This is a genomic window from Citrobacter sp. CK188 (assembly GCF_030333525.1).
Taxonomy (GTDB): domain Bacteria; phylum Pseudomonadota; class Gammaproteobacteria; order Enterobacterales; family Enterobacteriaceae; genus Citrobacter_B; species Citrobacter_B koseri.
Genome location: NZ_JAOWFU010000035.1, coordinates 378,273 through 403,131, shown reverse-complemented (window position 1 = coordinate 403,131; position 24,859 = coordinate 378,273). Strand labels below are relative to the sequence as shown.

The following is a 24,859-nucleotide window of genomic DNA, read 5'->3' as shown; positions in this document are numbered from 1 at the left end:
ACAGATTGTCTGATAAATTGTTAAAGAGCAGTTGCGACGCGCTTTAGCGCTCTGTCGCGAGGTGGCGTATATTACGCTTTCCTCTTTCAGAGTCAACCCTGAATTTCAGGATTTTTCTCTTTAATCAACCGGCTGTTTGTGTGAAGTGATTCACATCCGCCGTGTCGATGGAGGCGCATTATAGGGGGTCGTCTCAGGAAGACAAGCGGAAAAATGCATTTTTATCTCAACCGCTCATCTTTTAATCACAACGCTTATTTTTGCTGCTTTCTTATCGCCGATGGCAGGTCAGCAAGGCTATTTAACACCCAATCTGCCGCATTTTCTGCTTCGGGCGTAACGGGCTTGCCGGTGCGTACCAATACTTTCGTACCAACATTTGCCGCTGCCGCCGCCTGCATATCTTCTATTTTGTCACCCACCATATAAGACGCGGCCATATCAATGTGCAGAAAATCACGCGCAGAGATAAGCATCCCCGGATGCGGTTTACGACAATCACACGCCTGACGGAACTCTTCTACGCTGCCCTGCGGATGATGCGGACAATAATAGATGCCATCCAGATCGACATCGCGGTCCGCCAGCGACCAGTCCATCCATTCAGTCAGCGTTTCGAACTGCGCTTCCGTAAATTTACCGCGCGCAATACCAGACTGGTTGGTAACAACGACAAGCGCAAAGCCCATCTTTTTCAGTTCACGCATCGCGTCAATGACGCCTTCAATAAACTCGAACTCATCGATTTCATGTACGTAACCATGATCCACATTAATAGTGCCATCACGGTCGAGGAAAATTGCGGGTACGGACTTTGCCACCTTTTATAGCTCCTGAATAAGGCATGTGCCGTTAGTATCGCATGTTTCAGCGAGCAAGAAAGTGCTCATCATCGAAAGCCTGATTGATTTAGACGTCTGGATGCCTTAACATCCATTTTGTTGACGGCTTCGACCGTATCAGGCAGAAGAAAATGCCACGGCTAACTTAATTACGATAATAAATAATCAATGATTAAACTTTCGAATATCACCAAAGTGTTCCAACAGGGGACTCGCACCATTCAGGCGCTGAACAACGTCAGCCTGCATGTCCCTGCCGGACAAATTTATGGCGTTATTGGCGCCTCCGGCGCCGGTAAAAGCACACTCATTCGCTGTGTGAATCTGCTGGAACGTCCCACGGAAGGGAGCATATTGGTTGGCGGCCAGGAGCTGACCACCCTTTCTGAATCTGAGTTGACGAAAGCCCGTCGCCAGATTGGCATGATTTTCCAGCATTTTAACCTGTTATCTTCACGTACCGTTTTTGGCAACGTGGCGTTGCCGCTGGAACTGGACAATACGCCGAAAGACGAGATTAAACGCCGCGTCACAGAGCTGTTGGATCTGGTAGGGCTCGGCGATAAGCACGACAGCTACCCGGCCAACCTTTCCGGCGGCCAGAAACAGCGTGTAGCGATTGCTCGCGCATTAGCCAGCAATCCCAAAGTCCTGCTGTGCGACGAGGCCACCAGCGCCCTCGATCCGGCAACGACCCGTTCGATTCTGGAACTGCTGAAAGATATTAACCGTCGCCTTGGCCTGACCATTCTTCTTATTACTCATGAGATGGATGTGGTTAAGCGCATTTGCGATTGTGTCGCAGTTATCAGTAACGGAGAACTGATTGAGCAGGATACGGTCAGCGAAGTGTTCTCCCATCCAAAAACGCCGCTGGCGCAGAAGTTTATCCAGTCCACATTGCATCTGGATATCCCGGAAGATTATCTGGAACGTTTAAAAGCGGAGCCGTATGCGGACAGCGTCCCCATGCTGCGTATGGAATTTACCGGACAATCCGTAGACGCCCCGCTGCTGTCTGAGACGGCCCGCCGCTTCAATGTGAACAACAACATTATTAGCGCGCAGATGGATTACGCAGGCGGCGTGAAGTTCGGCATTATGCTGACGGAAATGCACGGCACGCAAGAAGAGACGCAAGCCGCAATTGCCTGGTTGCAGGAACACCATGTGAAAGTAGAGGTACTGGGTTATGTCTGAGGCGATGATGTGGTTACTGGCGCGCGGCGTCTGGGAAACGCTGGCGATGACTTTTGTATCCGGCTTTTTTGGTTTTGTTATTGGTCTGCCGGTTGGCGTACTGCTGTACGTTACGCGTCCAGGGCAAATTATTGAAAACGCGAAGCTCTACCGCACACTCTCTGCGGTCGTCAATATCTTCCGTTCCATCCCGTTCATTATCTTACTGGTATGGATGATTCCGTTTACCCGTGTGATTGTCGGCACCTCCATCGGTTTGCAGGCGGCGATTGTGCCGTTAACCGTCGGCGCCGCGCCGTTTATCGCCCGCATGGTGGAAAACGCATTGCTGGAAATCCCAACCGGATTGATCGAAGCCTCCCGTGCGATGGGGGCCACGCCGCTGCAAATCGTGCGTAAGGTGCTGCTGCCGGAAGCATTACCGGGTCTGGTCAATGCCGCAACCATTACCCTGATCACCCTGGTGGGCTACTCTGCTATGGGCGGCGCCGTTGGCGCTGGCGGACTCGGTCAGATTGGCTATCAGTATGGTTACATTGGCTACAATGCTACCGTGATGAATACGGTGCTGGTATTACTGGTCGTTCTGGTTTATTTAATTCAGTTATCCGGCGATCGCATCGTTCGGGCAGTGACGCACAAGTAACATTAAACACAACACAAATGACTCATTAAGGAAATAAGCATGGCGTTCAAATTTAAAACCTTTGCGGCAGTGGGAGCCCTGATTGGTTCTCTGGCACTTGTGGGTTGCGGCCAGGATGAAAAAGATCCGAACCACATCAAAGTGGGCGTGATTGTCGGCGCTGAACAGCAGGTTGCGGAAGTCGCGCAAAAAGTAGCGAAAGAAAAATACGGTCTGGATGTTGAGCTGGTGACGTTCAACGACTACGTATTACCGAACGAAGCGTTAAGCAAAGGCGATATCGACGCGAACGCTTTCCAGCACAAGCCGTACCTGGATCAGCAAATCAAAGATCGCGGTTACAAGCTGGTTGCCGTTGGCAATACCTTTGTTTATCCGATTGCCGGTTATTCCAAAAAAATCAAATCACTTGATGAGCTACAGGATGGTTCTCAGGTAGCCGTACCAAACGATCCGACTAACCTTGGTCGTTCACTGCTGCTGTTGCAGAAAGTAGGATTAATCAAACTGAAAGATGGCGTTGGCCTGCTGCCGACCGTTCTGGACGTGACCGAAAACCCGAAGAACCTGAAAATTGTTGAGCTGGAAGCACCGCAACTGCCGCGCTCTCTGGACGATGCGCAAATTGCCCTGGCCGTGATTAACACCACTTACGCCAGCCAGATTGACCTGACGCCGGCAAAAGACGGTATCTTCGTGGAAGATAAAGATTCCCCGTACGTTAACCTGATCGTAACGCGTGAAGACAATAAAGACGCAGAGAATGTGAAGAAATTCGTTCAGGCTTATCAGTCTGACGAAGTCTACGAAGCCGCGAATAAAGTCTTCAACGGAGGTGCTGTTAAAGGCTGGTAATTTTTAGGCGGTTTCCACAATCTGTAATATCATTCAGGACGGGCGCTTGCCCGTCTTGTCATTTATGCAAGCTCCTGATTCAATATCTGACGATTAGATCATTCATTGAGGAAATATTATGCGTGCTTTACCGATCTGTTTATTGGCACTCATGCTGGGCGGTTGTTCCATGCTAAGCAGATCCCCTGTTGAACCCGTTCAAAGCACCGCAACCCCGCCAAAAGCGGAGTCGGAAAAACCGAAAGCGCCGCGTGCCGCACCGGTCCGAATTTACACCAACGCCGAAGAGTTAGTGGGTAAACCGTTCCGCGATCTTGGCGAAGTCAGCGGTGACTCCTGCCAGGCATCTAATCAGGATTCCCCGCCGAGCATCCCGACGGCACGTAAACGCATGCAGATTAACGCCTCTAAAATGAAGGCGAATGCTGTACTGCTGCACAGCTGCGAAGTCACCAGTGGAACGCCAGGCTGCTACCGTCAGGCTGTTTGCATCGGTTCCGCCCTTAACATCTCGGCTAAATGAGCAGTTTTCAGTTCGAGCAAATAGGCGTTATTCGCTCCCCCTATAAAGAAAAGTTCGCCGTCCCGCGACAGCCAGGTCTGGTAAAAAGCGCCGACGGCGAACTGCATCTTGTTGCGCCCTATAATCAGGCCGATGCCGTTCGCGGTCTGGAAGCGTTCAGCCATTTGTGGGTGATCTTCGTCTTTCATCAGACGATGGCTGGCGGATGGCGCCCGACGGTTCGCCCTCCCCGTCTCGGCGGCAATGCCCGGATGGGCGTCTTCGCGACCCGCTCCACCTTTCGCCCTAACCCTGTCGGTATGTCGCTGGTTGAATTGAAAGAGATTGTCTGTCAGAAAGAGAAAGTCATCCTGAAGCTGGGCAGTCTGGATCTGGTTGATGGTACGCCGGTTATTGATATCAAACCCTACCTGCCGTTTGCCGAGTCATTACCGGGCGCAACGGCCAGCTATGCGCAACAGGCGCCTGTTGCAGAGATGCACGTCAGCTTCACGGCCGACATTGACCAACAGCTTTCACGGCTTGAACAGCGTTACCCGCAACTGAAAACATTTATCGGCGAAGTGCTGGCGCAAGATCCGCGTCCCGCCTATCGTAAAGGTGAAGAGACCGGTAAAACGTACGCCGTCTGGCTGCACGATTTCAACGTGCGCTGGCGCGTCACCGAAGAGGGTTTTGAAGTCTTTGCGCTGGAACCCCGCTAATTTCACGCCCTTCTCTTTTGACATCCCTTTCTCGCTGGTAAACTAAATCACTTTTTTTGTGTCAGGCTCGCGTTGAGCCTGTTCGATCGTCCAACTGGAACCGTAACAACATGCGTACTAGCCAATATCTGCTCTCCACTCTGAAGGAGACACCTGCCGACGCCGAGGTTATCAGCCATCAACTGATGCTGCGCGCCGGGATGATCCGCAAGCTCGCCTCCGGGTTATATACCTGGCTGCCGACTGGCCTGCGCGTCCTGAAAAAAGTCGAAAACATCGTGCGTGAAGAGATGAATAACGCCGGTGCCATCGAGGTGTCAATGCCAGTGGTTCAGCCTGCTGACCTGTGGCAAGAGAGTGGTCGTTGGGAACAGTACGGCCCGGAACTGCTGCGTTTTGTTGACCGTGGCGAGCGTCCGTTCGTACTCGGCCCGACTCACGAAGAAGTTATCACCGACCTGATTCGTAACGAACTCAGTTCTTACAAACAGCTGCCGCTGAACTTCTTCCAGATCCAGACCAAATTCCGTGACGAAGTACGTCCGCGTTTCGGCGTAATGCGTTCCCGCGAATTCCTGATGAAAGACGCCTACTCTTTCCATACCTCTCAGGAATCGCTACAGGAAACTTACGACGCAATGTATGCCGCTTACAGCAAAATCTTCAGCCGTATGGGCCTGGATTTCCGCGCGGTACAGGCAGACACGGGGTCTATCGGCGGTAACGCATCCCACGAGTTCCAGGTACTGGCGCAAAGCGGTGAAGATGATGTGATCTTCTCTGATTCTTCTGACTACGCGGCTAACATTGAGTTCGCCGAAGCCGTTGCGCCGAAAGCGCCGCGCGCGGCTGCCAGCCAGGAGATGACGCTGGTTGATACGCCAAACGCGAAAACCATCGCGGAGCTGGTTGAGCAGTTCAATCTGCCGATTGAGAAAACCGTCAAAACGCTGCTGGTGAAAGCGGTTGAAGGAAGCAGCTACCCGCTGGTTGCTCTGCTGGTACGTGGCGATCACGAACTGAACGAAGTGAAAGCGGAAAAACTGCCGCAGGTTGCCAGCCCGCTAACCTTCGCCACAGAAGAAGAGATTCGTGCGCTGGTGAAAGCCGGCCCGGGTTCTCTCGGCCCGGTAAATATGCCGGTTCCGGTGGTGATCGACCGTACCGTTGCAGTAATGAGCGATTTCGCGGCAGGCGCCAACATCGACGGTAAGCACTACTTCGGCATCAACTGGGATCGCGATGTCGCGACGCCAGAAGTCGCCGATATCCGTAACGTCGTGGCAGGCGATCCAAGCCCGGACGGCCAGGGCACGCTGCTGATTAAACGCGGCATCGAAGTAGGTCATATCTTCCAGTTGGGCACCAAGTATTCCGAAGCGCTGAAAGCCTCCGTACAGGGTGAAGATGGTCGTAACCAGATCCTGACGATGGGTTGCTACGGTATCGGGGTAACGCGCGTGGTGGCGGCGGCGATTGAGCAGAACTACGACGAACGCGGTATTGTATGGCCTGACGCCATTGCGCCATTCCAGGTTGCCATTCTGCCGATGAACATGCACAAGTCCTTCCGGGTGCAGGAACTGGCGGAAAAACTGTACGGTGAACTGCGCGCACAAGGCATCGAAGTGCTGATGGATGACCGTAAAGAGCGTCCTGGCGTCATGTTCGCGGATATGGAACTGATCGGCATCCCGCACACTATCGTGCTGGGCGACCGTAACCTGGACAACGACGATATTGAATACAAATACCGTCGTAACGGCGAGAAGCAGTTGATTAAAACTGGCGAGATCGTCGATTTCCTGGTGAAAGCCATCAAAGGCTAAACACAAAAAACCCCGCTGATGCGGGGTTTTTTTATGTCCAGACGGGGTCGATACCGCAATTACTTGCTGGAACAATCCTGTCCAGGAACGAATTTAATCTCTTTATCGGCCACCAGCGTTTTTACCTGCGCGCCCGTATCCGGGTTGGCTTCCTGCGTAAAGTGACCTTCCACCGTTAATAATACCGGCTTTTCCGCAGCGCCTCGTGCCGCCAGATAATCACGTTCCAGCTGAGCATTGTTCGCCACCGGCATCCGTTTCCCGGTAGCGCAATCGGTAAAGGTCGCCGCATCCGCCATATAGAAATACATGCCGCGCACCGGCATTGGCGTTACGGGCAAACTGGCAGACACCGACTCAAGCGTGTAATTAAACTGCGACTCAATCGGATTACCTTCACGATCAAGCATTTCCAGAGCGTCGCCTTTCGCACGATAGTAAGACTTCTCGCCTTTGCTGTCGGTCAATACCAGTTTATCGGCTGTACGCGCCCAGGTGCCATACGAGGCAAACGAAGAGGGTTCTTCACGAACGCCCTGATAACGTTCATTCATCACCCATGTTCCATCTTTTTCCAGGAACAAAGAGGTTTCGATCCCTTCACAGTCTGCGCAAGGCAATACGCCACGCCAGCTTTGCTGCATCGGTTTTAATTCTGCCGTCTGCGTCGGCTGTAACGCTTCCACTTCAGTACGATTATTACATCCGATCAAGGCAAAGAGCGTGCATGCTGCCGCTACTGACAATATCGCTGTTTTCACCATAAATTCCTTATGAAATGTTATCCCCGCTCGTCACTCCTGAGGACGACGAACTCTACCGCGAAGCGCCTTCACTGTGGATTTTTGTGCCTTCGATGACAACCTGCGTTCTTTCGACGCGCGCGTAGGGCGGGTTGCCCGTCGGCTTTTTTGCACTGCGGTTAATTCTTTGATGACTGCCACCAGCCGGGCGATAGCCGCCTCCCGGTTGAGCTCCTGGCTGCGATACTCCTGCGCCTTGATAATAATGACGCCATCGCTGCTAATAAGATGATGGCTGGCAGCCAACAAACGTTCCTTATAATACTCTGGCAGGCCAGAGGCCCGAATGTCAAAGCGCAAATGGATAGCCGTTGAGGTCTTATTAACGTGCTGTCCACCCGCTCCCTGCGCACGAATGGCTGTGATTTCCAGCTCATTGTCGGGAATCGAGACATTTCGGGAGATGACAATCATGAAGGCTGTTGCCATGCAGCCAGATGAATTTCCAGATTATTCTGAGAATCCGACAGCCAGATGGCGCCATCCTGAATCGTTGCCTGTAACGTCATGGTTCGGCCGGCAAAATCACTCAGTTTCGCCAGTTGCTCATCATCCAGATACCACACGGACAGGTTAGCGTACTGCGCGCATTTACTCTGGTTCTGCTGCCACCAGATTTGCGCGGCACGACTATTATAGGCAAACAGCGCAACCTCCGCAGCCTGGGTACAGGCTTTCTTAATGCGGCGCTCATCCGGCAGCCCCAGCTCAACCCATAAATCAATCCCCAGATGGTCGTTACGCAGCCATGCCTCAGGCTCATCTTCTGCGCTCAGACCACGCGTGAACTGTAGGCGCTCATCGGCATATTTAATCCAGGCCAGCAGGCGCAGCATCATGCGCTCCTGCGTTTCAGAAGGGTGACGCGCCAGCGTCAATGCCGCGTCAAGAAACTGGTTGCGGTCAAGATCCGCCACATTGACTACGGCTTTATAAATCGTCGCTTTAAGCGCCATGAGAGAACTCCTTTCGAATCAGGGACACATTGTAGCGAAATCTGCGTCAAAAGGCTGTTAACGGATGTCGTATACCTGCGCCGTCAACCTGCTGATATTGCCTGGATGGGTATGTTATAGTCACCTTGCTAAACAGAGTTTATCTTCGTAGGCTTAGACTTGCATCCACGGTTAAGTCAGAGTGCTGACAGGAGGGCATGTGGAAAAATATTGTGAGTTAATACGCAAGCGGTATGCGGAAATCGCCAGCGGAGACTTAGGGTATGTCCCGGATGCGCTGGGTTGTGTATTGAAAGTGCTTAATGAAGTGGCAGCAGACGATGCCCTTTCAGAGTCGGTCAGGGAAAAGGCGGCATATGCTGCCGCGAACTTACTGGTGAGCGATTATGTCAATGAATGAAACGTATCAACCCATCAACTGCGATGATTACGATAATCTTGAACTCGCCTGCCAGCATCATCTGTTACTGACGCTGGAACTTAAGGATGGAGAAGTTTTACAGGCGAAAGCCAACGATCTGGTGTCGCGCAAAAACGTGGAATATCTGATCGCGGATGTCGCCGGTGAAACACGCGAGCTGCGTCTGGACAAAATTACCAGCTTCAGTCATCCACAAATCGGTACTGTAATCGTCAGCGAATCCTGATTCTTTTGTTGCCGGATGGCGGTGCAAGCACCTTATCCGGCCTACTTTCCATGCGATACGTAGGCCTGATAAGCGCAGCGCCATCAGGCATTACGCGATGACGACGTCTCTTCCTTCCATTCCAGCCTGACGCCCGCTCCCTCCTCCGCCAGACCATCACAGGTAACAAAAATACCTGCGGCAGCAATCAACGTCTCGCCATAAAACAGCAGCGGCGTGGTATCCCGCCGCCAGGGCGGTACGCCCAGTTCCTGCCAGATTTTCTTTAGCTTACGCCCGCCATTGCGCCCGATAATATGCAGTAACCCAGATGCCTTAAAGCGTATGCTAACTGGCTCGTCGGCACGCGGCATGCGCAGGTCGCCTCCTGGAACAAGCCGCACCGTCCCAAGTCCAACGGGCAGCGATAACGGTGTTTGCCACGATGACCACGGGATCACCGTCGCGCTTTGGCCGGTAACGGATTTTATCCACCATAGCTGTGACTGATAACGGCGAATGTCGTACTCGCCAAAGCGCAAACAGGGAGCGGCGTCCTCACGCGCCAGCGCCACCTCTTGCCAGATACGTTCCAGCCCGTCGCGGGAAGGCATCGGCGCATGCTTCGCGGCCAGCCAGCGGCGCAATAGCGCAGCACGTCGCGGGCCGCTCATCGCCATTAACGGCGCTAACTGCAATGCTCCATCAGCGGTGATACAGCCCGCTAAATCCTCTGCCAGAAGCTCATCCAGCAGGCGCTCCTGTTCTGCGCAAAGCGCGGCGCTACGGGCAGTCGCTTCAGCAAAATGTGGCCAGCGTTGTTGCAGCAGCGGCAGCACCCTAAGGCGCAGGAAATTACGATCGTAGGCATCATCCTGATTGCTTTCATCCTCAATCCAGCGCAGCGCATAGCGTTTTGCCCACTGCTCCAGCGCCGCACGGGTTTCCCCAAGTAGCGGGCGGATCAGCTGCGTTCCGGCAAACGACGAGCGTTCCCCCATAGCGGACAATCCCGCCGGGCCGCTGCCGCGCTTCAACGCCAGCAGAAACGTTTCACATTGATCGTCAAGATGCTGGGCCGTGACCAGGACTTCACCGGGATGCAGCGCCTGTGCAAAGGCCGCGTATCGCGCCTGGCGCGCCTGAGCCTCAATACCCAGCCCCTCATCCTGAAGCTGCACACGTCGGACAACCAGCGGCACCAGCCACTGCTGGCACACAGCCTCGCAATGCGTCACCCAGCTATCGGCATGGGAACTTAACCCATGATGAATATGGATGGCGCGCAGCGTGACATCAGGCTGCTGTTCTCGCCATTGCACCAGTTGATGCAGCAGTACGGTAGAATCCAGCCCGCCGCTAAAGGCCACCAGAATCTGGCGGTATGGCAGGAGTGAGGCGTTCAGGGTGAGTGTTGTCATGATCATTGCTTAACTGTGGCACTGCCCGGCACGTTACCGGGCAGAAACCGTGATGACAAGTTTTACTGCTCATACAGTTCGAGCGGTAGTCCGTCTGGATCGTTGAAAAAGGTAAAACGTTTATTCGTAAACGGGTCAACGCGAACCGACTCGCATTTAACGTTGTTCGCCTCCAGATGCGCTACCGCTTTGTCTACGTCTTCCACGCTGAACGCCAGATGCCGCAGACCGCAGGCCTCCGGTCGGCTCGGTCGCGCAGGCGGGAAGGGAAAAGAAAAAAGCTCAATCACATATTGCCCGTTTAACGCCAGGTCGCCTTTCCAGGAATCACGTTCTTCCCGGTACGCTTCACTCAACAGCGTGAAACCCAGTACGTCACAATAAAACGTTTTGCTCGCCGCATAATCCGTCGCAATAATCGCAATATGGTGAACCTGTTTTAATCCCAGCATAGCGTCTCCTTAATGTGTTATCAGCACGTTACCCGCCTTGCAGTCGCTCAGGCAAGCCATCATGCCGTTTTTAAGACTCTCACTCGGTAAACGCCATCTTCATCCTGTTTTGCGCCATGAATATCGGTCTCAAAGCCAGGGTAATGGTGGCCGATGGAACACAGCATCAGCAGAAAATCGAGTACCGCGCGGCTCGCTTCGGTGATCATCTCCCCCGGCATCAGCAACGGCACGCCAGGCGGATACGGCAGCACCATACTGGCGGAAATACACCCCACCAGTTGATCAATCGCGATGGTCTCCACTTCGCCTTTTATCTGCCTCTGCCAGGCCTGATGCGGCGTCATTTTCATTTCGGGCAATGTGTCGAACGCCCGTAACATCAACCCGGAAAGATCGTGCTGGCGGATCAGTTTATGGATACCCTGCGCCAGATCCTGAATCCGCATATTACGATAAAAATCGGGATCTTCGGCGTACAGATCCGGCAGCATATTTTTAACGCGCAGATTAAGATCGTAAGCGCGTTTAAACTCCGTCAGGCCGCGCAGCAATCCCATCGCCCGGGTTTTATCAATACCAATACTGAACAGGAACAGCAGGTTATAAGGCCCGGTTTTTTCTACCACCACGCCGCGCTCATCAAGGAACTTCGCCACCAGCGCTGCGGGGATCCCCTCCTCGCTCATGTTGCCCTGCTCATCCATACCGGGCGTCAAAATGGTGACTTTCACCGGATCGAGAAACATATGGTCGGCATCCGCATCGGTAAAACCGTGCCACTCCTCGCCGGGCGCAACGGGCCAGCATTCCGCTTCATCCACCTCTTCCGGTTGCCAGATATCAAAGAACCAGCCTTCCGACTCTTCGCGCAGCCGCTGTACCTCTTTGCGAAAATGAAGCGCCCGCTCCACGGAGCGATTGATCAATCGTTTACCCGGATTGCCACGCAGCATTGCCGCAGCCGTCTCAATCGACGCCACGATGGGGTAGCTTGGCGATGTTGAGGTGTGCATCATAAACGCTTCATTAAAGGTATCTTCATCGTAATCCCCTTTAATGTGAATAAGCGATGCCTGAGACAGCGCCGCCAGCATTTTATGCGTCGACTGCGTTTCGAAGATGACTTTTCCCGGCACCCGCTCGCCGCTCATCCCGCTTTTCCCCTGATAAATCGGGTGAAAATGGGTATAGGGCACCCAGGCCGAGTCGAAATGGATCGAAGGGACATCCAGCGTTTGTTTAATCCAGTTGGTGTTGTACAGCAGGCCGTCATAGGTCGAGTTGGTGATAACCGCATGTACCGGCCACTGCGCCTGCGCCGTCTCCGAAACCTTATGTTCAATACTCTCACGCGTAAATTCACGCTTAGGAATGCCCCCCAGAATACCGAGTGCGTTGCGCGTGGGTTTCAGCCAGAGGGGCACCACATCGCTCATCATCAACAGGTGCGCGAGAGATTTATGGCAGTTACGGTCAATCAGCAGCGTGCTGCCCGACGGCGCCGCGTACATGCCGACAATTTTGTTCGATGTGGAGGTGCCGTTGGTCACCATATAACTCTGCTCGGCGCCGAAGGTGCGGGCAATATACTCTTCCGCCTCCAGGTGCGGCCCGGTATGGTCCAGCAGCGAACCCAGTTCGGTCACGGAAATAGACACATCCGCTTTTAGCGTATTCCCTCCGAAGAAGTCATAAAACAGACAGCCAATTGGGCTTTTCTGGTAAGCGGTTCCCGCCATATGCCCCGGCGTGCAAAAGGTATACTTTCCTTCCTTCACATAGGTAAACAACGCCCGGGTGAACGGCGGCGTGATGTTATCAAGGTATTCATTCGTATACTGGCGGATGCGGGTTGCAATATCTTCTGACTGGCCGAGCGCGTATTCAAAAAACCACAGTGCCATACGCATATCATGCACGCTGACATCCATCGTCGAATGCGTATTGATAAACGCATACAACGGCAGGTATTCATTTAGCTGGTTGATATCGCTACACAAATCGAGGCTGTACTCATCCCAGTCAAAAATGACGCCACAGATTCGCGGATTGTGTTCAATGAATTTCAGCAGGTCGACGCTATTTTGCGGCCAGATAATCTGAAACCCCTGCGACTGTAGGGCAAGCTCAAGTTCCTTGATGGGTTCGTCTTTATAAAAAACGCCATGCGGCCCCATGATGGCAATGATATTCATGCGTTCCTCCTGGAAAAACCTTAGCTAATCATAGCCTGGTCAAACCGCAGGTAAAAAAAAGGGCCACAAAATGTGACCCTTTTTACTCCATGTCCGATAAGCGCAAGCGCCATCAGGCATTGATGATGTTTACGCGTAGCCGTAGCTCATCAGGCGCTGATAACGACGGTTTTTCAAATCGTCTTTGCTCAACACGTCGAGATCGGCGAGATCGGCCAGCAGTTGCGCTTTCAGAGAAGCCGCCATCGCTTCCGGGTTGCGGTGCGCGCCACCCAGCGGTTCCTGAATGATGGAATCAATCAGCTTCAGCTCTTTCAGGCGCGGCGCGATAATACCCATCGCTTCTGCGGCCAGCGGCGCTTTGTCCGCGCTTTTCCACAGAATGGACGCACAGCCTTCCGGGGAGATAACGGAATAGGTGCTGTACTGCAACATATTCACTTTATCGCCCACGCCAATCGCCAGCGCGCCGCCGGAACCCCCTTCGCCGATAACGGTACAAATCACCGGTACGCTCAGGCGTGACATTTCACGCAGGTTACGTGCGATCGCTTCAGACTGACCGCGTTCTTCCGCGCCCACGCCAGGGTAAGCGCCAGGGGTGTCAATAAAGGTAATGATCGGCATGTTGAAACGCTCAGCCATTTCCATCAGACGCAGCGCTTTGCGATACCCTTCAGGTGCCGGCATGCCGAAGTTACGACGGATTTTCTCTTTCGTTTCACGGCCTTTCTGATGACCAATAATCATCACTGGACGACCATCCAGACGCGCGATGCCGCCGACGATAGCTTTATCATCCGCATAGGCGCGATCGCCCGCCAGTTCGTCAAATTCATCAAACGCCAGGCGAACATAATCCAGGGTGTATGGACGTTGCGGATGGCGCGCCAGTTGAGCAACCTGCCATGCGCCAAGATCGGCAAAGATTTTGCGCGTCAGTTCTACGCTTTTTTCACGCAGACGATGCACTTCTTCATCGATATTAATATCCAGTTTCTCATCCTGACGGCTAACCGCAGTCAGAGAATCGATTTTCGCTTCCAGCTCTGCAATCGGCTGTTCAAAATCAAGGAAATTCAGACTCATAGTATTCCTGTATTAGTCAAACTCCAGTTCCACCTGCTCCGAACCAATGAGGCCACGGAGATCGTTTAGCAAACGATCGCTCGGAGAGACACGCCACGTCGCGCCAAAACGCAACCGCGCGCGTGCATCCGCCCTCTGATAGTAGAGATGTACTGGAATTGTCCCCGAGCGGTGGGGTTCCAGAGACTGACGGAGTCGGTTTAAAAGCTGGTCATCAATTTGCCTGTCCGTCAGCGAGATAGCAAGCCCGCGAGCATATTTTTCCCGGGCTTCGTCAATATCCATGACTTCACGGGCCATCATTTTAAGCCCGCCGCTGAAGTCATCAAAGCTGACCTGTCCGCTGACGATAAGTATGCGGTCTTTTTCCAGCAATTGCTGATATTTATCCAGAGCGTCGGTAAACAGCATAACTTCCAGACGTCCAGAGCGGTCATCCAGAGTACAGATGCCGATACGATTGCCGCGCTTGGTGACCATAACCCTTGCAGCAATCACGAGCCCCGCAGCCGTGGTGACTTTACCACGTTCTGTCGGATGCATGTCTTTCAGCCGGTAGCCTCCGACATAGCGCTCAATTTCTTTTAAATACTGATTGATAGGGTGTCCCGTCAGGTAAAGCCCCAACGTTTCACGTTCCCCGTCCAGCACCACCTGTTCCGGCCACGGCTGGCAGCTGGCATAGGATTGTTCAATTTGTTCCGGCTCTTCCGCCAGTACGCCAAACATATCCGCCTGTCCGATCGCTTCCGCTTTGGCATGCTGATCGGCGGCTTTCAGCGCGTCGCCCAGCGAGTTCATCAGCGCGGCGCGGTGCGGCCCAAGGCGGTCAAACGCCCCGGACATAATCAGTTTTTCCAGTACCCGGCGGTTGAGCTTTTTCGTGTCCGTGCGGGCACATAAATCAAACAGCTCGCGGAAGTAACCGTCTTTATTGCGCGCCTCGATGATAGCTTCAATCGGGCCTTCACCCACGCCTTTGATCGCGCCGATGCCGTAAACAATTTCGCCGTCGTCGTTAACGTGGAAGTGATACAGTCCTGAGTTGATATCCGGCGGCAGGATTTTAAGTCCCATGCGCCAGCATTCATCCACCAGACCGACCACTTTTTCGGTGTTGTCCATATCGGCGGTCATTACCGCCGCCATAAACTCTGCCGGGTAGTGCGCTTTCAGCCACAGCGTCTGGTAAGACACCAGCGCATAGGCGGCGGAGTGCGATTTGTTAAACCCGTACCCGGCGAACTTTTCCACCAGGTCGAAGATTTTTATCGCCAGCTCGCCGTCGATGCCGTTCTTTCTGGCGCCCTCTTCAAAGACGGAACGCTGTTTCGCCATCTCTTCCGGCTTTTTCTTACCCATCGCACGACGCAGCATATCCGCGCCGCCAAGGGTGTAACCGGAAAGCACCTGGGCAATCTGCATAACCTGTTCCTGGTACAGGATGATGCCGTAGGTCGGCTCCAGTACGGGTTTCAGGCTTTCATGCTGCCATTGCACGTCTGGATAGGAAATCTCTTCACGGCCATGCTTACGGTCGATGAAGTTATCCACCATGCCCGACTGCAACGGGCCGGGGCGGAACAACGCCACCAGCGCGATCATATCTTCGAAGCAGTCAGGTTGCAGACGCTTAATCAGATCTTTCATGCCGCGGGATTCAAGCTGGAAGACCGCCGTGGTTTCCGAGCGTTGCAGCATGTCGAAGCTTTTCTTGTCATCCAGCGGGATTGCCGCGATATCCAACGGCGGTTCGCCATTCTTCTCGCGGCGGGCGTTGATCATCTCCAGCGCCCAGTTAATGATGGTGAGCGTGCGCAGCCCCAGGAAGTCGAATTTGACCAGCCCGGCGTATTCCACGTCGTTTTTATCAAACTGCGTTACCGGGTGCTGACCGGCCTCATCACAGTACAGCGGCGCAAAATCGGTGATTTTGGTCGGCGCGATAACCACGCCACCGGCGTGCTTACCGGCGTTACGCGTGACGCCTTCCAGCTTGCGCGCCATATCGATCAGCGCTTTAACTTCCTCATCCGCCTCGTAAATTTCCGGCAGTTGCGGTTCCGCCTCAAACGCTTTCGCCAGCGTCATGCCTGGGTCAGGCGGCACCAGTTTCGAGATACGATCCACGAAACCGTACGGGTGCCCCAGCACGCGCCCCACGTCGCGGATAACCGCTTTCGCCGCCATCGTACCGAAGGTAATAATCTGAGATACCGCATCGCGGCCGTACATATCCGCTACGTGTTCGATAACCTGGTCGCGTTTCTCCATACAGAAGTCAACGTCGAAGTCAGGCATGGAGACACGTTCCGGGTTAAGGAAACGTTCGAACAGCAGGTCGAATTCCAGTGGATCAAGGTCGGTAATTTTCAGCGCATAGGCCACCAGCGACCCCGCACCGGAACCGCGCCCCGGCCCCACCGGTACGCCGTTATCTTTCGACCACTGGATAAACTCCATCACGATGAGGAAGTAGCCTGGGAACCCCATCTGGTTAATAACCTGAAGTTCAATGTCCAGACGTTCGTCATAGGGGGGACGCTTCTCTTTACGCACCGCTTCGTCAGGGAACAGGAATTCGAGACGTTCTTCCAGACCCTCTTTCGATTTCTTGACCAGGAAGTCTTCGGTGGTCATGTCCCCCGTTGGAAACTGCGGCAGGAAGTATTCGCCCAGACGGACGGTCACGTTACAGCGTTTGGCTATCTCAACGCTGTTTTCCAGCGCTTCCGGGATGTCGGAGAACAGCTCGCACATCTCGTCTTCGCTACGCATATATTGCTGCGGCGAATAATTACGCGGGCGTTTAGGATCGTCGAGCGTAAAACCATCGTGAATAGCCACGCGGATTTCGTGCGCGTCAAAGTCCTCGCTGTTAATAAAGCGGACATCATTCGTTGCGACAACCGGCAAGCCACGCGTTTCCGCCAGCTCAACCGCCGCATGCAGATACGTTTCCTCATCCTGCCGACCCGTGCGGATCAGCTCCAGATAGTAGCGGTCGGAGAAATGTTCTTCATAGAAGGCGACGCATTCGTCCACCAGCGCACTGTTGCCGCGCAACAAACTGCGGCCCACATCGCCCATCCGGCCACCGGAAAGCAAAATCAGACCGTCTTTTAATTCAGTCAGCCATTCCCTGTCGATCACCGGCCCTTCTGCGCCGTAGCCACGCTGATAGGCTTTTGAGATCAACAGAGTAAGATTCTGATAGCCCGTATTATTTGCCGCCAGCACGGTCAACTGGCAGAGTTCATCTCCCAGCGGAGTGCCGCGAACATGGAAATCAGCGCCGACAATAGGCTTAATCCCTGCGCCGTGGCCCGTTCCGTAGAACTTCACCAGACCGCAAAGGTTGGTAAAATCGGTGATCGCCAGCGCAGGCATGCCTAACGCGGCCGCCTTTTTTACCAGCGGCCCGGTTTTCGCCAGCCCATCGATCATGGAGTAGTCGCTGTGCACCCGCAGGTGGACGAAACGTGGTTCAGACATCTTCAGATTCCCGTTTACTTAATCTCGACACAAGAATCAGGACGCAAGTCCCAGGGCGCGTTTGACAGGAGCAAAACTACGTCGATGATGCTCCGTCGCACCATGTTCAGCAAGCGCCGCCAGATGAAAGGCGGTCGGATACCCTTTGTGCTGGGCAAAACCATACTGTGGGAAAATACCGTCCAGCGCCGCCATTTCGGCATCGCGCGTCACTTTCGCAATAATAGATGCCGCGCTGATCTCGGCCACACGGCTGTCGCCTTTCACCACCGCCATAGAGGGCACGGGCAGTGCCGGACAGCGGTTGCCGTCAATCAGCACATATTCCGGCGCAATATGCAAACCGGCAACGGCGCGCTGCATCGCCAGCATCGTGGCGTGCAAAATATTTAGCTCATCAATTTCATGAGGTTCCGCGCGTCCCAGACTCCAGCTTAACGCTTTTTCTTTGATTTCATCATACAGCGCCAGACGGCGCTTTTCTGAGAGCTTCTTGGAATCATTGAGACCCACGATTGGGCGAGCCGGATCGAGGATCACAGCGGCCGTCACCACCGCGCCGACCAGCGGGCCGCGTCCAACCTCATCCACACCCGCGACCAACTGCGTATGCGGATAAACAAATTCGATCATTGTGCTAACTCCAGGACAGCGTCCGCCGCTTGCTCATCGGCATTGCAACGGATTTGCTGGTGCAACTCGCGGAAGGTGTCATGCATCGCATGGCTGGTTTTGCCATTCGCCAGCAGCGGCAGCAAGGCCTCTGCAAGCGCATGCGGCTCACACTCTTCCTGCAACAGCTCTTTGACTAATTCTCTTCCCGCCAGCAGATTAGGCAGCGAAACATAATCGGTCTTTACCAGGCGCTTCGCCAGCCAGAAGGTAAAGGGTTTCATCCGATACCCCACCACCATCGGGCATTTCGCCAGCATACACTCCAGCGCCGCCGTACCAGACGCCAGCAATGCGGCGTCGCTGGCCACCATCGCTTCACGCCCCATTCCGTCGAGCAGATGCACGGAAAGCTCCGGCGCAACCTCAGCTTTAATGCGCTCGAACTGCTCGCGGCGTTTAGCGTTCACCAGCGGTACGACAACTTCAAGGTCAGGATAGGTCTGACGCAGCAGCTGCGCGGTTTTCAGGAAGTCTGCGCTCAGCATCTCCACTTCCGCGCCACGGCTACCGGGCAGTAGCGCCAGGCAGTGTGCATCATGCGAGATTCCCAGCACATCACGCGCGGCGTTTTTATCCGGGTCCAGCGGCATAGCGTCCGCCATCGTATGCCCGATAAAACGGCATGGCACGTTAAACTTGTCGTAAAACGCTTTTTCGAAAGGCAGAAAAGCCAGCACCATATTGGTGGATCTGCCTATTTTGAAAACGCGTTTCTGTCGCCACGCCCAGACGGACGGACTGACATAATGGATGGTTTTTATGCCCTGCTTTTTCAGGTTGCCTTCAAGGGTAATATTGAAGTCCGGCGCATCAATGCCGACAAAAACATCCGGCTGAAGCTCGGTAAAGCGGCGGGTCAAATCGGCACGAATATGCAATAAGCGACGCAGGCGACCAAGCACTTCAACAATGCCCATTACCGCCAGCTCTTCCATCTCATACCAGGCTTCGCAGCCCTCAGCCTGCATACGCGGCCCCGCCACGCCGACGAAACGCGCGTTGGGCACGCGCGCCTTCAGCGCGCGAATTAAGCCTGCACCAAGAATATCGCCGGAGGTTTCTCCGGCGACCAGGGCTATCGTTAAGGGACGCTGTTCCGCCATTAACGAATCAGACCACGCGTTGAGCGGGCAAAGAAATCGCTAAAGAGTTGCACTTCCGGGTACTGCTTCGCCAGCTCGGCAATTTCCGGTTTAGCTTCATCCAGCGTTTTGCCGCTGCGGTACAACGCTTTATAGGCGTTGCGGATCGCGGTGATCGCTTCGCGGGTGAAGCCGCGACGCTTCAGCCCTTCGATATTGACGCCAAACGGCGTCGCGTGATTGCCCTGAGCAATAACGTACGGCGGAACGTCCTGAGCAACGCCAGAACAGCCGCCAACCATCACATGCGCGCCAATGGTGCAGAACTGGTGCACTGCGGTCATGCCGCCGATGATGACAAAATCATCCAGCGAAACGTGGCCCGCAAGCGTAGCGTTATTGGCCAGAATACAGCGGTTGCCTACTGTACAATCGTGCGCCACATGGGCATTGATCATCAGTAAGTTATCGCAGCCCACCTTCGTCAACCCACCACCCTGCACTGTGCCACGATGAATGGTGACGCTTTCGCGAATGCGGTTACGATCGCCAATTTCCACACGGGTCGGTTCGCCAGCATATTTCAGATCCTGGTTTACTTCACCGATGGAGGCGAACTGATAAATCTCGTTATCGCGACCAATTTTTGTATGGCCATTCACGACAACGTGAGACTTCAGTACGGTACCCTCACCAATTTCGACATGGGGTCCAACAATACAAAAAGGACCAATATGAACATTAGCGCCAATACAGGCGCCGTCTTCCACAATGGCGGTTGGATGAATAAAGGCGGATTTATCAATCACGTATCAGGCCTCCCGGCTACGAGCACACATCATGGTTGCTTCGCACACAACTTTGCCATCGACCAGAGCAACCCCTTTAAAGCGGGTCAGGCCACGGCGCGTTTTCTCGAAAGTCACTTCCATGATCATCTGATCGCCAGGCACGACAGGACGCTTAAAGCGCGCTTCGTCAATACCCGCGAAGTAATACAGTTCACCCGGCTCCAGTTTTCCAACGCTTTTAAACGCCAGAATCCCTGTTGCCTGCGCCATCGCTTCCAGAATCAGCACACCCGGAAAAATCGGTTTACCCGGGAAATGGCCCTGGAAGAAAGGCTCATTTACGGAGACATTCTTCACTGCGCGCAGAAAACGACCTTCTTCAAAGTCCAGCACACGGTCAACCAGCAAAAACGGAAAACGGTGCGGCAGAAGTTCTAAAATCTCTTCAATATGCAGAGTATGAGTGTTAGTAGTCAAAATACTCTTCCTGTCCAAATATACTAAAAGGCAATAATAACACGGCCTGCCGCAATCATATGAATGTGACAGGCCGTAAAAGGATGGCACTACAGGTGGAACGCTAGTCTTGTTGATTAACCTTGCGCTCAATCGCTTTGAGACGCTTGCTCATATCATCAATGTTCATCACCAGTGCAGCGGTTTTACGCCATACTTTGTTAGGCTGCAACGGAATGCCTGAAGAATAGACGCCAGGCTCAGTGATAGGACGCATGACCATCCCCATACCCGTCACCGTGACTTTATCGCATATTTCCATATGCCCGTTAATCACGCTGGCCCCGCCAATCATGCAGTAACGGCCAATCTTCAGGCTGCCCGCCATAATGACGCCACCGGCAACCGCCGTATTGTCGCCAATCACAACGTTATGTGCAATCTGGCACTGGTTATCAATGATAACGCCGTTGCCGATCACTGTGTCATCCAGCGCGCCACGGTCAATCGTCGTACAGGCGCCGATCTCAACACGATCGCCAATAATGACGCGACCAAGCTGCGGGATCTTCACCCAGTTACCCCGATCGTTAGCGTAACCAAAACCGTCTGCGCCGACGACAGTGCTCGACTGGATCAGGCAATTCTCACCGATCTGAATGTCGTGGTAAATCGTTACATTCGCCCACAGACGCGAACCTGCACCGATTTTTGTGTTTTTCCCGACGAAGCAACCTGCGCCGATAATCACGTTATCGCCCAGTTCTACGCCAGACTCAATGACCGCATTCGCGCCAACTGAAACATTGTTACCCAGCGTCGCTGTCGCATCGATCGCTGCACTCGGTGCAATATTCTGCGCAGGCTGCGGCGTGGTATCTAAAATTTGCGCCATTCGCGCATACGTCAGGTAGGGGTTCTTCACTACCAGCGCAGCACTCTTAGCAAAAGGAAGATCGTCCTGCGTCATGACAACGGCAGAAGCCTGGCATACGCCTAAGTGTTCACGGTATTTAGGATTCACCATGAACGTGATGTGGCCTGTTTGCGCAGATTGCATGGACGCAACGCCGGTGATGACGATATCGCCATCACCGTGTAATTCTGCATCCAACTGCTCTGCTAAATCAGCCAGTCGAATTGAAGGCATTACTTATTTAACCTGTTTCAGTACGTCAGCAGTGATGTCTTTCACGTCGCTGCTGTTATAAGCAACGGTGTTGGCATCAACGACCAGATCGATGCTCTGGCTGTTAGCAACGGATTTCACAGCAGTCTGGATACGGGTAACCAGTTTGCCACGCTCTTCGTTGGAACGACGCGCGCGATCCTGTTCAAAAGCCTGGGCTTTCTGAGAGAAAGTCTGGCGTTGAGCCATCACGTCTTTTTCCAGCTTAGTACGTTCGCTACCTGCTTTCATGGACTGCAAACGCTGCATTTTAGATTGCAGATCGGTTTCCATACGCTGCAATTCGCTGGCACGGCCTTTGAACTCGTTTTCCAGCGTGTTAGAAACACCCGTCTTCTGTGCGACCTGTTGGAACAGGCTACCCATATTAACGATCGCAATTTTGTCAGCAGCCTGTGCGGACGTTACCATCGCTAAACCGAGACCTGCAGCTAATAACCACTTTTTCACAATAAACTCCTTACCATCCCATTTGTGCCCGCAGGCACAGTTCTTTGCGTGGCCAGGCGATCTCAGACGAGATCGCCAAAAGTCATCGCTACACTACCATTACATTCCTTTGCACAGAACAATTACCAGGTCTTACCAATGTTAAACTGGAACTGTTCCGATTTGTCTCCATCGTACTTTTTGAACGGCTGGGCGTAGGAGAAGACCAACGGCCCCAATGGGGACATCCATTGTAATGCGATACCAGCAGACATACGGATATTACTCGGATCGCTGTAGTCCGGGTAACCGGCATACGCGTTCGAATCCCAGTTCGTATCCCAGACAGTACCTACGTCCCAGAAGAAGGAGGTACGAACCGAGTTAGCGTACTTGTCGCTAATAAACGGCGTCGGGGTGATGAATTCGAGGCTGGCGACAGCCATAGCGTTACCGCCTACTGCGTCATCAGACTTACATGGCGCAGTTTCAGTGCTCTTACAATCGTTATCGTAGTCGTCATCACCGTCATGACGGCTGCTCGCCGGGTAGTACACCGCTTTTGGACCGATAGTATTGGACTGGAAGCCACGCACGGTGCTTGAGCCACCGGCATAGAAGTTCTCATAGAACGGCATCTCTTTGCCGCCAATACCGTCACCATAACCCCAACGAGTACGACCCAGAACCACCCATTTGTGATCGTCATCGATCGGCACATAGGTCGCGGTATCCAGCGTCGCTTTGTAGTATTCGTTATCAGAGCCCGGGATGGTCACTTTACCATTCAGGTTGACACGCGTACCTTCCGTCGGGAAGAAGCCACGGTCCAGCTTGTTATAAGTCCAACCGTAGTTGAAGGTGAAGTCGTTAGCGCTGAATGAGTTGCGGTCATTCGTATTGGACGGATATTCACCCATCGAGTTCAGGTAACGCCACATGGCAACCTGCGGCTGCATGTTGGACAGGGAGTTATGTACATAACCTAAACCTGCACGCAGCGTGTTGTACTCGTTAATCGGGAAGCCCAGCGTAACGTCCGTACCATAACTTTTGTTGGTGTAGTCGGACAGATCCGCATCATCTGCCTGGAAGTCATTATAGAAGATACGGCCGCCGAGGCTGACGCCATCAACGGTGAAGTATGGGTTAGTGACAGACAGTTCAGTATAGGTCTGGTAGTCGTTTTTGGTTCCGTTAATACCCACGGAATAACCCGTACCTAACCAGTTGTCCTGCTGAACGCCCGCCTGGAAGCTCACGCCGCTTTCTGTGCCGTAACCAATACCGAAGTTAAAGCTACCGGTGTTACGCTCTTTCACTTTATAGACGACGTCAACCTGGTCCGGGCTGCCCGGAACGCGCTGCGTGTCGGTATCGACGGTTTCAAAGTAACCCAGACGGTTCAGACGCTCTTTACCCTGATCGACCAGATCGCTGCCTAACCATGCCCCTTCCATCTGGCGCATTTCGCGACGCAGGACGGAATCTTTCGAGGTGTCGTTGCCTTCAAAACGGATCTTACGCACGTAGAAACGGTTACCCGCATCAACGTTCACACGTAATTTAACGGTTTTATCGGCATCGTTGATTTCAGGCTGCGACTGCACGCGCGGGTAGGCATAGCCATAACGACCAAGAAGTTTCTTGATGTCGTCTTCCATTTTGGTCACTTTGGTGCCGTTATAGAGTTCACCTGGTTCGATCTTCGTCAGGTTCTCAATCTCGGCGGAGTGTCCAGCCAGGTTACCGCTCACCTGCACACCGGAAAGCTTGTACTGATCGCCTTCGGTGATATTAACGGTGATGTAGATGCCTTTCTTATCCGGCGTCAGGCTGACCTGCGTCGAATCGATGTTGAAACGGGCATAACCGCGATCCAGATAGTAGCTGCGCAGCGTCTCAAGGTCGCCAGCCAGTTTCTGTTTCTGGTATTTACGATCGCCCACGACGTTCCACCACGGCACTTCGTCGCGCAGCTGGAAGTGAGAAATGAGTTCGTCAGTGCTGAAGGCATGGTTGCCGACGATATTGATCTGTTGGATCTTCGCCGATACACCCTCCTGGAACACCAGTTTGAGGTCCACACGGTTACGCGGCAACGGCGTGACGACCGCTTTTACGCTGGCGCTGTATTTACCAACGCTGTAGTAGAAGTCTTCCAGTCCTTTTTCGATATCAGAGAGCGTGGTGCGATCCAGTGATTCGCCAACACGCACGCCAGACGCCTCAAGGTTCTGCTTCAGCATGTCATCTTTCACCGATTTGTTACCGGAGAAAGTGATGCTGGCAATCGTCGGACGTTCTTTTACCTGAACCAGAAGCGTATCACCATCGCGCAGGACGCGGACATCCTCGAAGTTGCCAGTGGCGAACAGAGCACGAATGGTATTACTGATATCTTCATCATTAACCGTGTCGCCTGTGCGCACCGGCATACTGAGGAGGGCCGCACCAACGGCGACTCGCTGTAGGCCTTCGAAATGAATGTCCTTCACCACGAACCCTTCAGCACCGTATACGGTGGCGCTGCTAAACAGCAGCGACGCTATGAGCAACTTTTTCATCGCCATCGTTATTATGCGTTCTTCCTAACTA

Annotated in this window: 24 protein-coding genes; 8 read left to right on the top strand and 16 right to left on the bottom strand. The window is 53.5% G+C overall.

Translation table 11 applies throughout. The features are described 5' to 3' along the window. Positions 1-254: 254 nt before the first annotated feature. Positions 255-821: a D-glycero-beta-D-manno-heptose 1,7-bisphosphate 7-phosphatase gene (gene gmhB, locus OGV67_RS17620; protein WP_047458784.1), complete on the bottom strand. Its 567-nt coding sequence runs from the start codon at positions 819-821 to the stop codon at positions 255-257. A gap of 189 nt (positions 822-1,010) precedes the next feature. Here gmhB and metN point away from each other — a divergent pair, with 189 nt between their 5' ends. From metN to proS, 6 genes are all read left to right on the top strand, one after another. Further along, positions 1,011-2,042, top strand: coding sequence for a methionine ABC transporter ATP-binding protein MetN (gene metN, locus OGV67_RS17615; protein ID WP_115615090.1), 1,032 nt, complete (start codon positions 1,011-1,013; stop codon positions 2,040-2,042). Next, positions 2,035-2,688 carry a methionine ABC transporter permease MetI gene (locus tag OGV67_RS17610; protein WP_012133958.1) on the top strand — a complete coding sequence of 218 codons (654 nt, stop codon included), beginning with the start codon at positions 2,035-2,037 and terminating at the stop codon, positions 2,686-2,688. Before metN ends, OGV67_RS17610 begins: the two co-directional genes overlap by 8 nt. Positions 2,689-2,727: 39 nt before the next feature. After that, positions 2,728-3,543 carry a methionine ABC transporter substrate-binding lipoprotein MetQ gene (gene metQ, locus OGV67_RS17605; RefSeq protein ID WP_012133959.1) on the top strand — a complete coding sequence of 272 codons (816 nt, stop codon included), beginning with the start codon at positions 2,728-2,730 and terminating at the stop codon, positions 3,541-3,543. A 118-nt stretch (positions 3,544-3,661) separates the two neighbouring features. Further along, complete coding sequence (gene rcsF, locus OGV67_RS17600; protein ID WP_012133960.1) at positions 3,662-4,066, top strand: envelope stress sensor lipoprotein RcsF; 405 nt, start codon at positions 3,662-3,664, stop codon at positions 4,064-4,066. Next, positions 4,063-4,770: a tRNA (N6-threonylcarbamoyladenosine(37)-N6)-methyltransferase TrmO gene (tsaA, locus tag OGV67_RS17595; RefSeq protein WP_024130680.1), complete on the top strand. Its 708-nt coding sequence runs from the start codon at positions 4,063-4,065 to the stop codon at positions 4,768-4,770. The genes rcsF and tsaA overlap by 4 nt, the downstream gene beginning before the upstream one ends. Positions 4,771-4,880: 110 nt before the next feature. Next, entirely contained in the window at positions 4,881-6,599 is a 1,719-nt protein-coding gene (gene proS / locus OGV67_RS17590; protein ID WP_012133963.1) for a proline--tRNA ligase, read from the top strand. A gap of 59 nt (positions 6,600-6,658) precedes the next feature. Here the strand turns inward: proS and nlpE are convergent, their stop codons facing one another. The 3 genes from nlpE to OGV67_RS17575 are packed head-to-tail and all read right to left on the bottom strand — an operon-like array spanning position 6,659 to position 8,358. Beyond that, entirely contained in the window at positions 6,659-7,363 is a 705-nt protein-coding gene (nlpE, locus tag OGV67_RS17585; RefSeq protein WP_012133964.1) for an envelope stress response activation lipoprotein NlpE, read from the bottom strand. A 30-nt stretch (positions 7,364-7,393) separates the two neighbouring features. Beyond that, positions 7,394-7,816 (bottom strand): alternative ribosome rescue aminoacyl-tRNA hydrolase ArfB, encoded by a 423-nt coding sequence (gene arfB, locus OGV67_RS17580; RefSeq protein ID WP_012133965.1) that lies wholly within the window; start codon positions 7,814-7,816, stop codon positions 7,394-7,396. Beyond that, the gene (locus OGV67_RS17575; protein ID WP_012133966.1) at positions 7,813-8,358 is read right to left on the bottom strand and encodes a YaeQ family protein; all 546 of its coding nucleotides are present in this window, start codon (positions 8,356-8,358) and stop codon (positions 7,813-7,815) included. Before OGV67_RS17575 ends, arfB begins: the two co-directional genes overlap by 4 nt. Positions 8,359-8,557: 199 nt before the next feature. Between OGV67_RS17575 and OGV67_RS17570 the strand changes: the two genes are divergently transcribed. Together OGV67_RS17570 and rof are read left to right on the top strand one after the other, a co-directional pair. After that, complete coding sequence (locus tag OGV67_RS17570; RefSeq protein ID WP_012133967.1) at positions 8,558-8,758, top strand: YaeP family protein; 201 nt, start codon at positions 8,558-8,560, stop codon at positions 8,756-8,758. Next, positions 8,745-9,005: a Rho-binding antiterminator gene (gene rof, locus OGV67_RS17565; RefSeq protein ID WP_024130681.1), complete on the top strand. Its 261-nt coding sequence runs from the start codon at positions 8,745-8,747 to the stop codon at positions 9,003-9,005. Before OGV67_RS17570 ends, rof begins: the two co-directional genes overlap by 14 nt. 83 nt (positions 9,006-9,088) lie before the next feature. Here rof and tilS read toward each other — a convergent pair whose 3' ends face one another. From tilS to bamA, 12 genes are all read right to left on the bottom strand, one after another. Beyond that, positions 9,089-10,405, bottom strand: a complete 1,317-nt coding sequence (gene tilS, locus OGV67_RS17560; protein ID WP_115615091.1) for a tRNA lysidine(34) synthetase TilS — start codon at positions 10,403-10,405, stop codon at positions 9,089-9,091. 62 nt (positions 10,406-10,467) lie between these two features. Beyond that, the gene (locus OGV67_RS17555; RefSeq protein ID WP_071257623.1) at positions 10,468-10,857 is read right to left on the bottom strand and encodes a VOC family protein; all 390 of its coding nucleotides are present in this window, start codon (positions 10,855-10,857) and stop codon (positions 10,468-10,470) included. A 59-nt stretch (positions 10,858-10,916) separates the two neighbouring features. Continuing rightward, positions 10,917-13,055 (bottom strand): lysine decarboxylase LdcC, encoded by a 2,139-nt coding sequence (gene ldcC / locus OGV67_RS17550; RefSeq protein WP_115615092.1) that lies wholly within the window; start codon positions 13,053-13,055, stop codon positions 10,917-10,919. Positions 13,056-13,184: 129 nt separating this feature from the next. Beyond that, positions 13,185-14,144, bottom strand: coding sequence for an acetyl-CoA carboxylase carboxyl transferase subunit alpha (gene accA, locus OGV67_RS17545; RefSeq protein WP_012133972.1), 960 nt, complete (start codon positions 14,142-14,144; stop codon positions 13,185-13,187). Between the two features lie 12 nt (positions 14,145-14,156). Beyond that, a complete protein-coding gene (dnaE, locus tag OGV67_RS17540; RefSeq protein ID WP_024130683.1) occupies positions 14,157-17,639 on the bottom strand; it encodes a DNA polymerase III subunit alpha in 3,483 nt (1,160 codons plus the stop codon). Positions 17,640-17,675: 36 nt separating this feature from the next. Continuing rightward, entirely contained in the window at positions 17,676-18,272 is a 597-nt protein-coding gene (gene rnhB / locus OGV67_RS17535) for a ribonuclease HII (RefSeq protein WP_012133974.1), read from the bottom strand. Continuing rightward, positions 18,269-19,417 (bottom strand): lipid-A-disaccharide synthase, encoded by a 1,149-nt coding sequence (gene lpxB / locus OGV67_RS17530; RefSeq protein WP_012133975.1) that lies wholly within the window; start codon positions 19,415-19,417, stop codon positions 18,269-18,271. The genes rnhB and lpxB overlap by 4 nt, the downstream gene beginning before the upstream one ends. Then, positions 19,417-20,205, bottom strand: coding sequence for an acyl-ACP--UDP-N-acetylglucosamine O-acyltransferase (gene lpxA / locus OGV67_RS17525; RefSeq protein ID WP_115615093.1), 789 nt, complete (start codon positions 20,203-20,205; stop codon positions 19,417-19,419). Before lpxA ends, lpxB begins: the two co-directional genes overlap by 1 nt. 3 nt (positions 20,206-20,208) lie before the next feature. Continuing rightward, entirely contained in the window at positions 20,209-20,664 is a 456-nt protein-coding gene (gene fabZ, locus OGV67_RS17520) for a 3-hydroxyacyl-ACP dehydratase FabZ (RefSeq protein WP_003018528.1), read from the bottom strand. Positions 20,665-20,767: 103 nt separating this feature from the next. Next, positions 20,768-21,793, bottom strand: coding sequence for a UDP-3-O-(3-hydroxymyristoyl)glucosamine N-acyltransferase (gene lpxD / locus OGV67_RS17515; protein ID WP_012133978.1), 1,026 nt, complete (start codon positions 21,791-21,793; stop codon positions 20,768-20,770). 3 nt (positions 21,794-21,796) lie between these two features. Next, positions 21,797-22,282 (bottom strand): molecular chaperone Skp, encoded by a 486-nt coding sequence (gene skp, locus OGV67_RS17510; protein ID WP_024130685.1) that lies wholly within the window; start codon positions 22,280-22,282, stop codon positions 21,797-21,799. Positions 22,283-22,404: 122 nt separating this feature from the next. Continuing rightward, complete coding sequence (gene bamA / locus OGV67_RS17505; RefSeq protein ID WP_012133980.1) at positions 22,405-24,834, bottom strand: outer membrane protein assembly factor BamA; 2,430 nt, start codon at positions 24,832-24,834, stop codon at positions 22,405-22,407. Positions 24,835-24,859 lie beyond the last annotated feature (25 nt).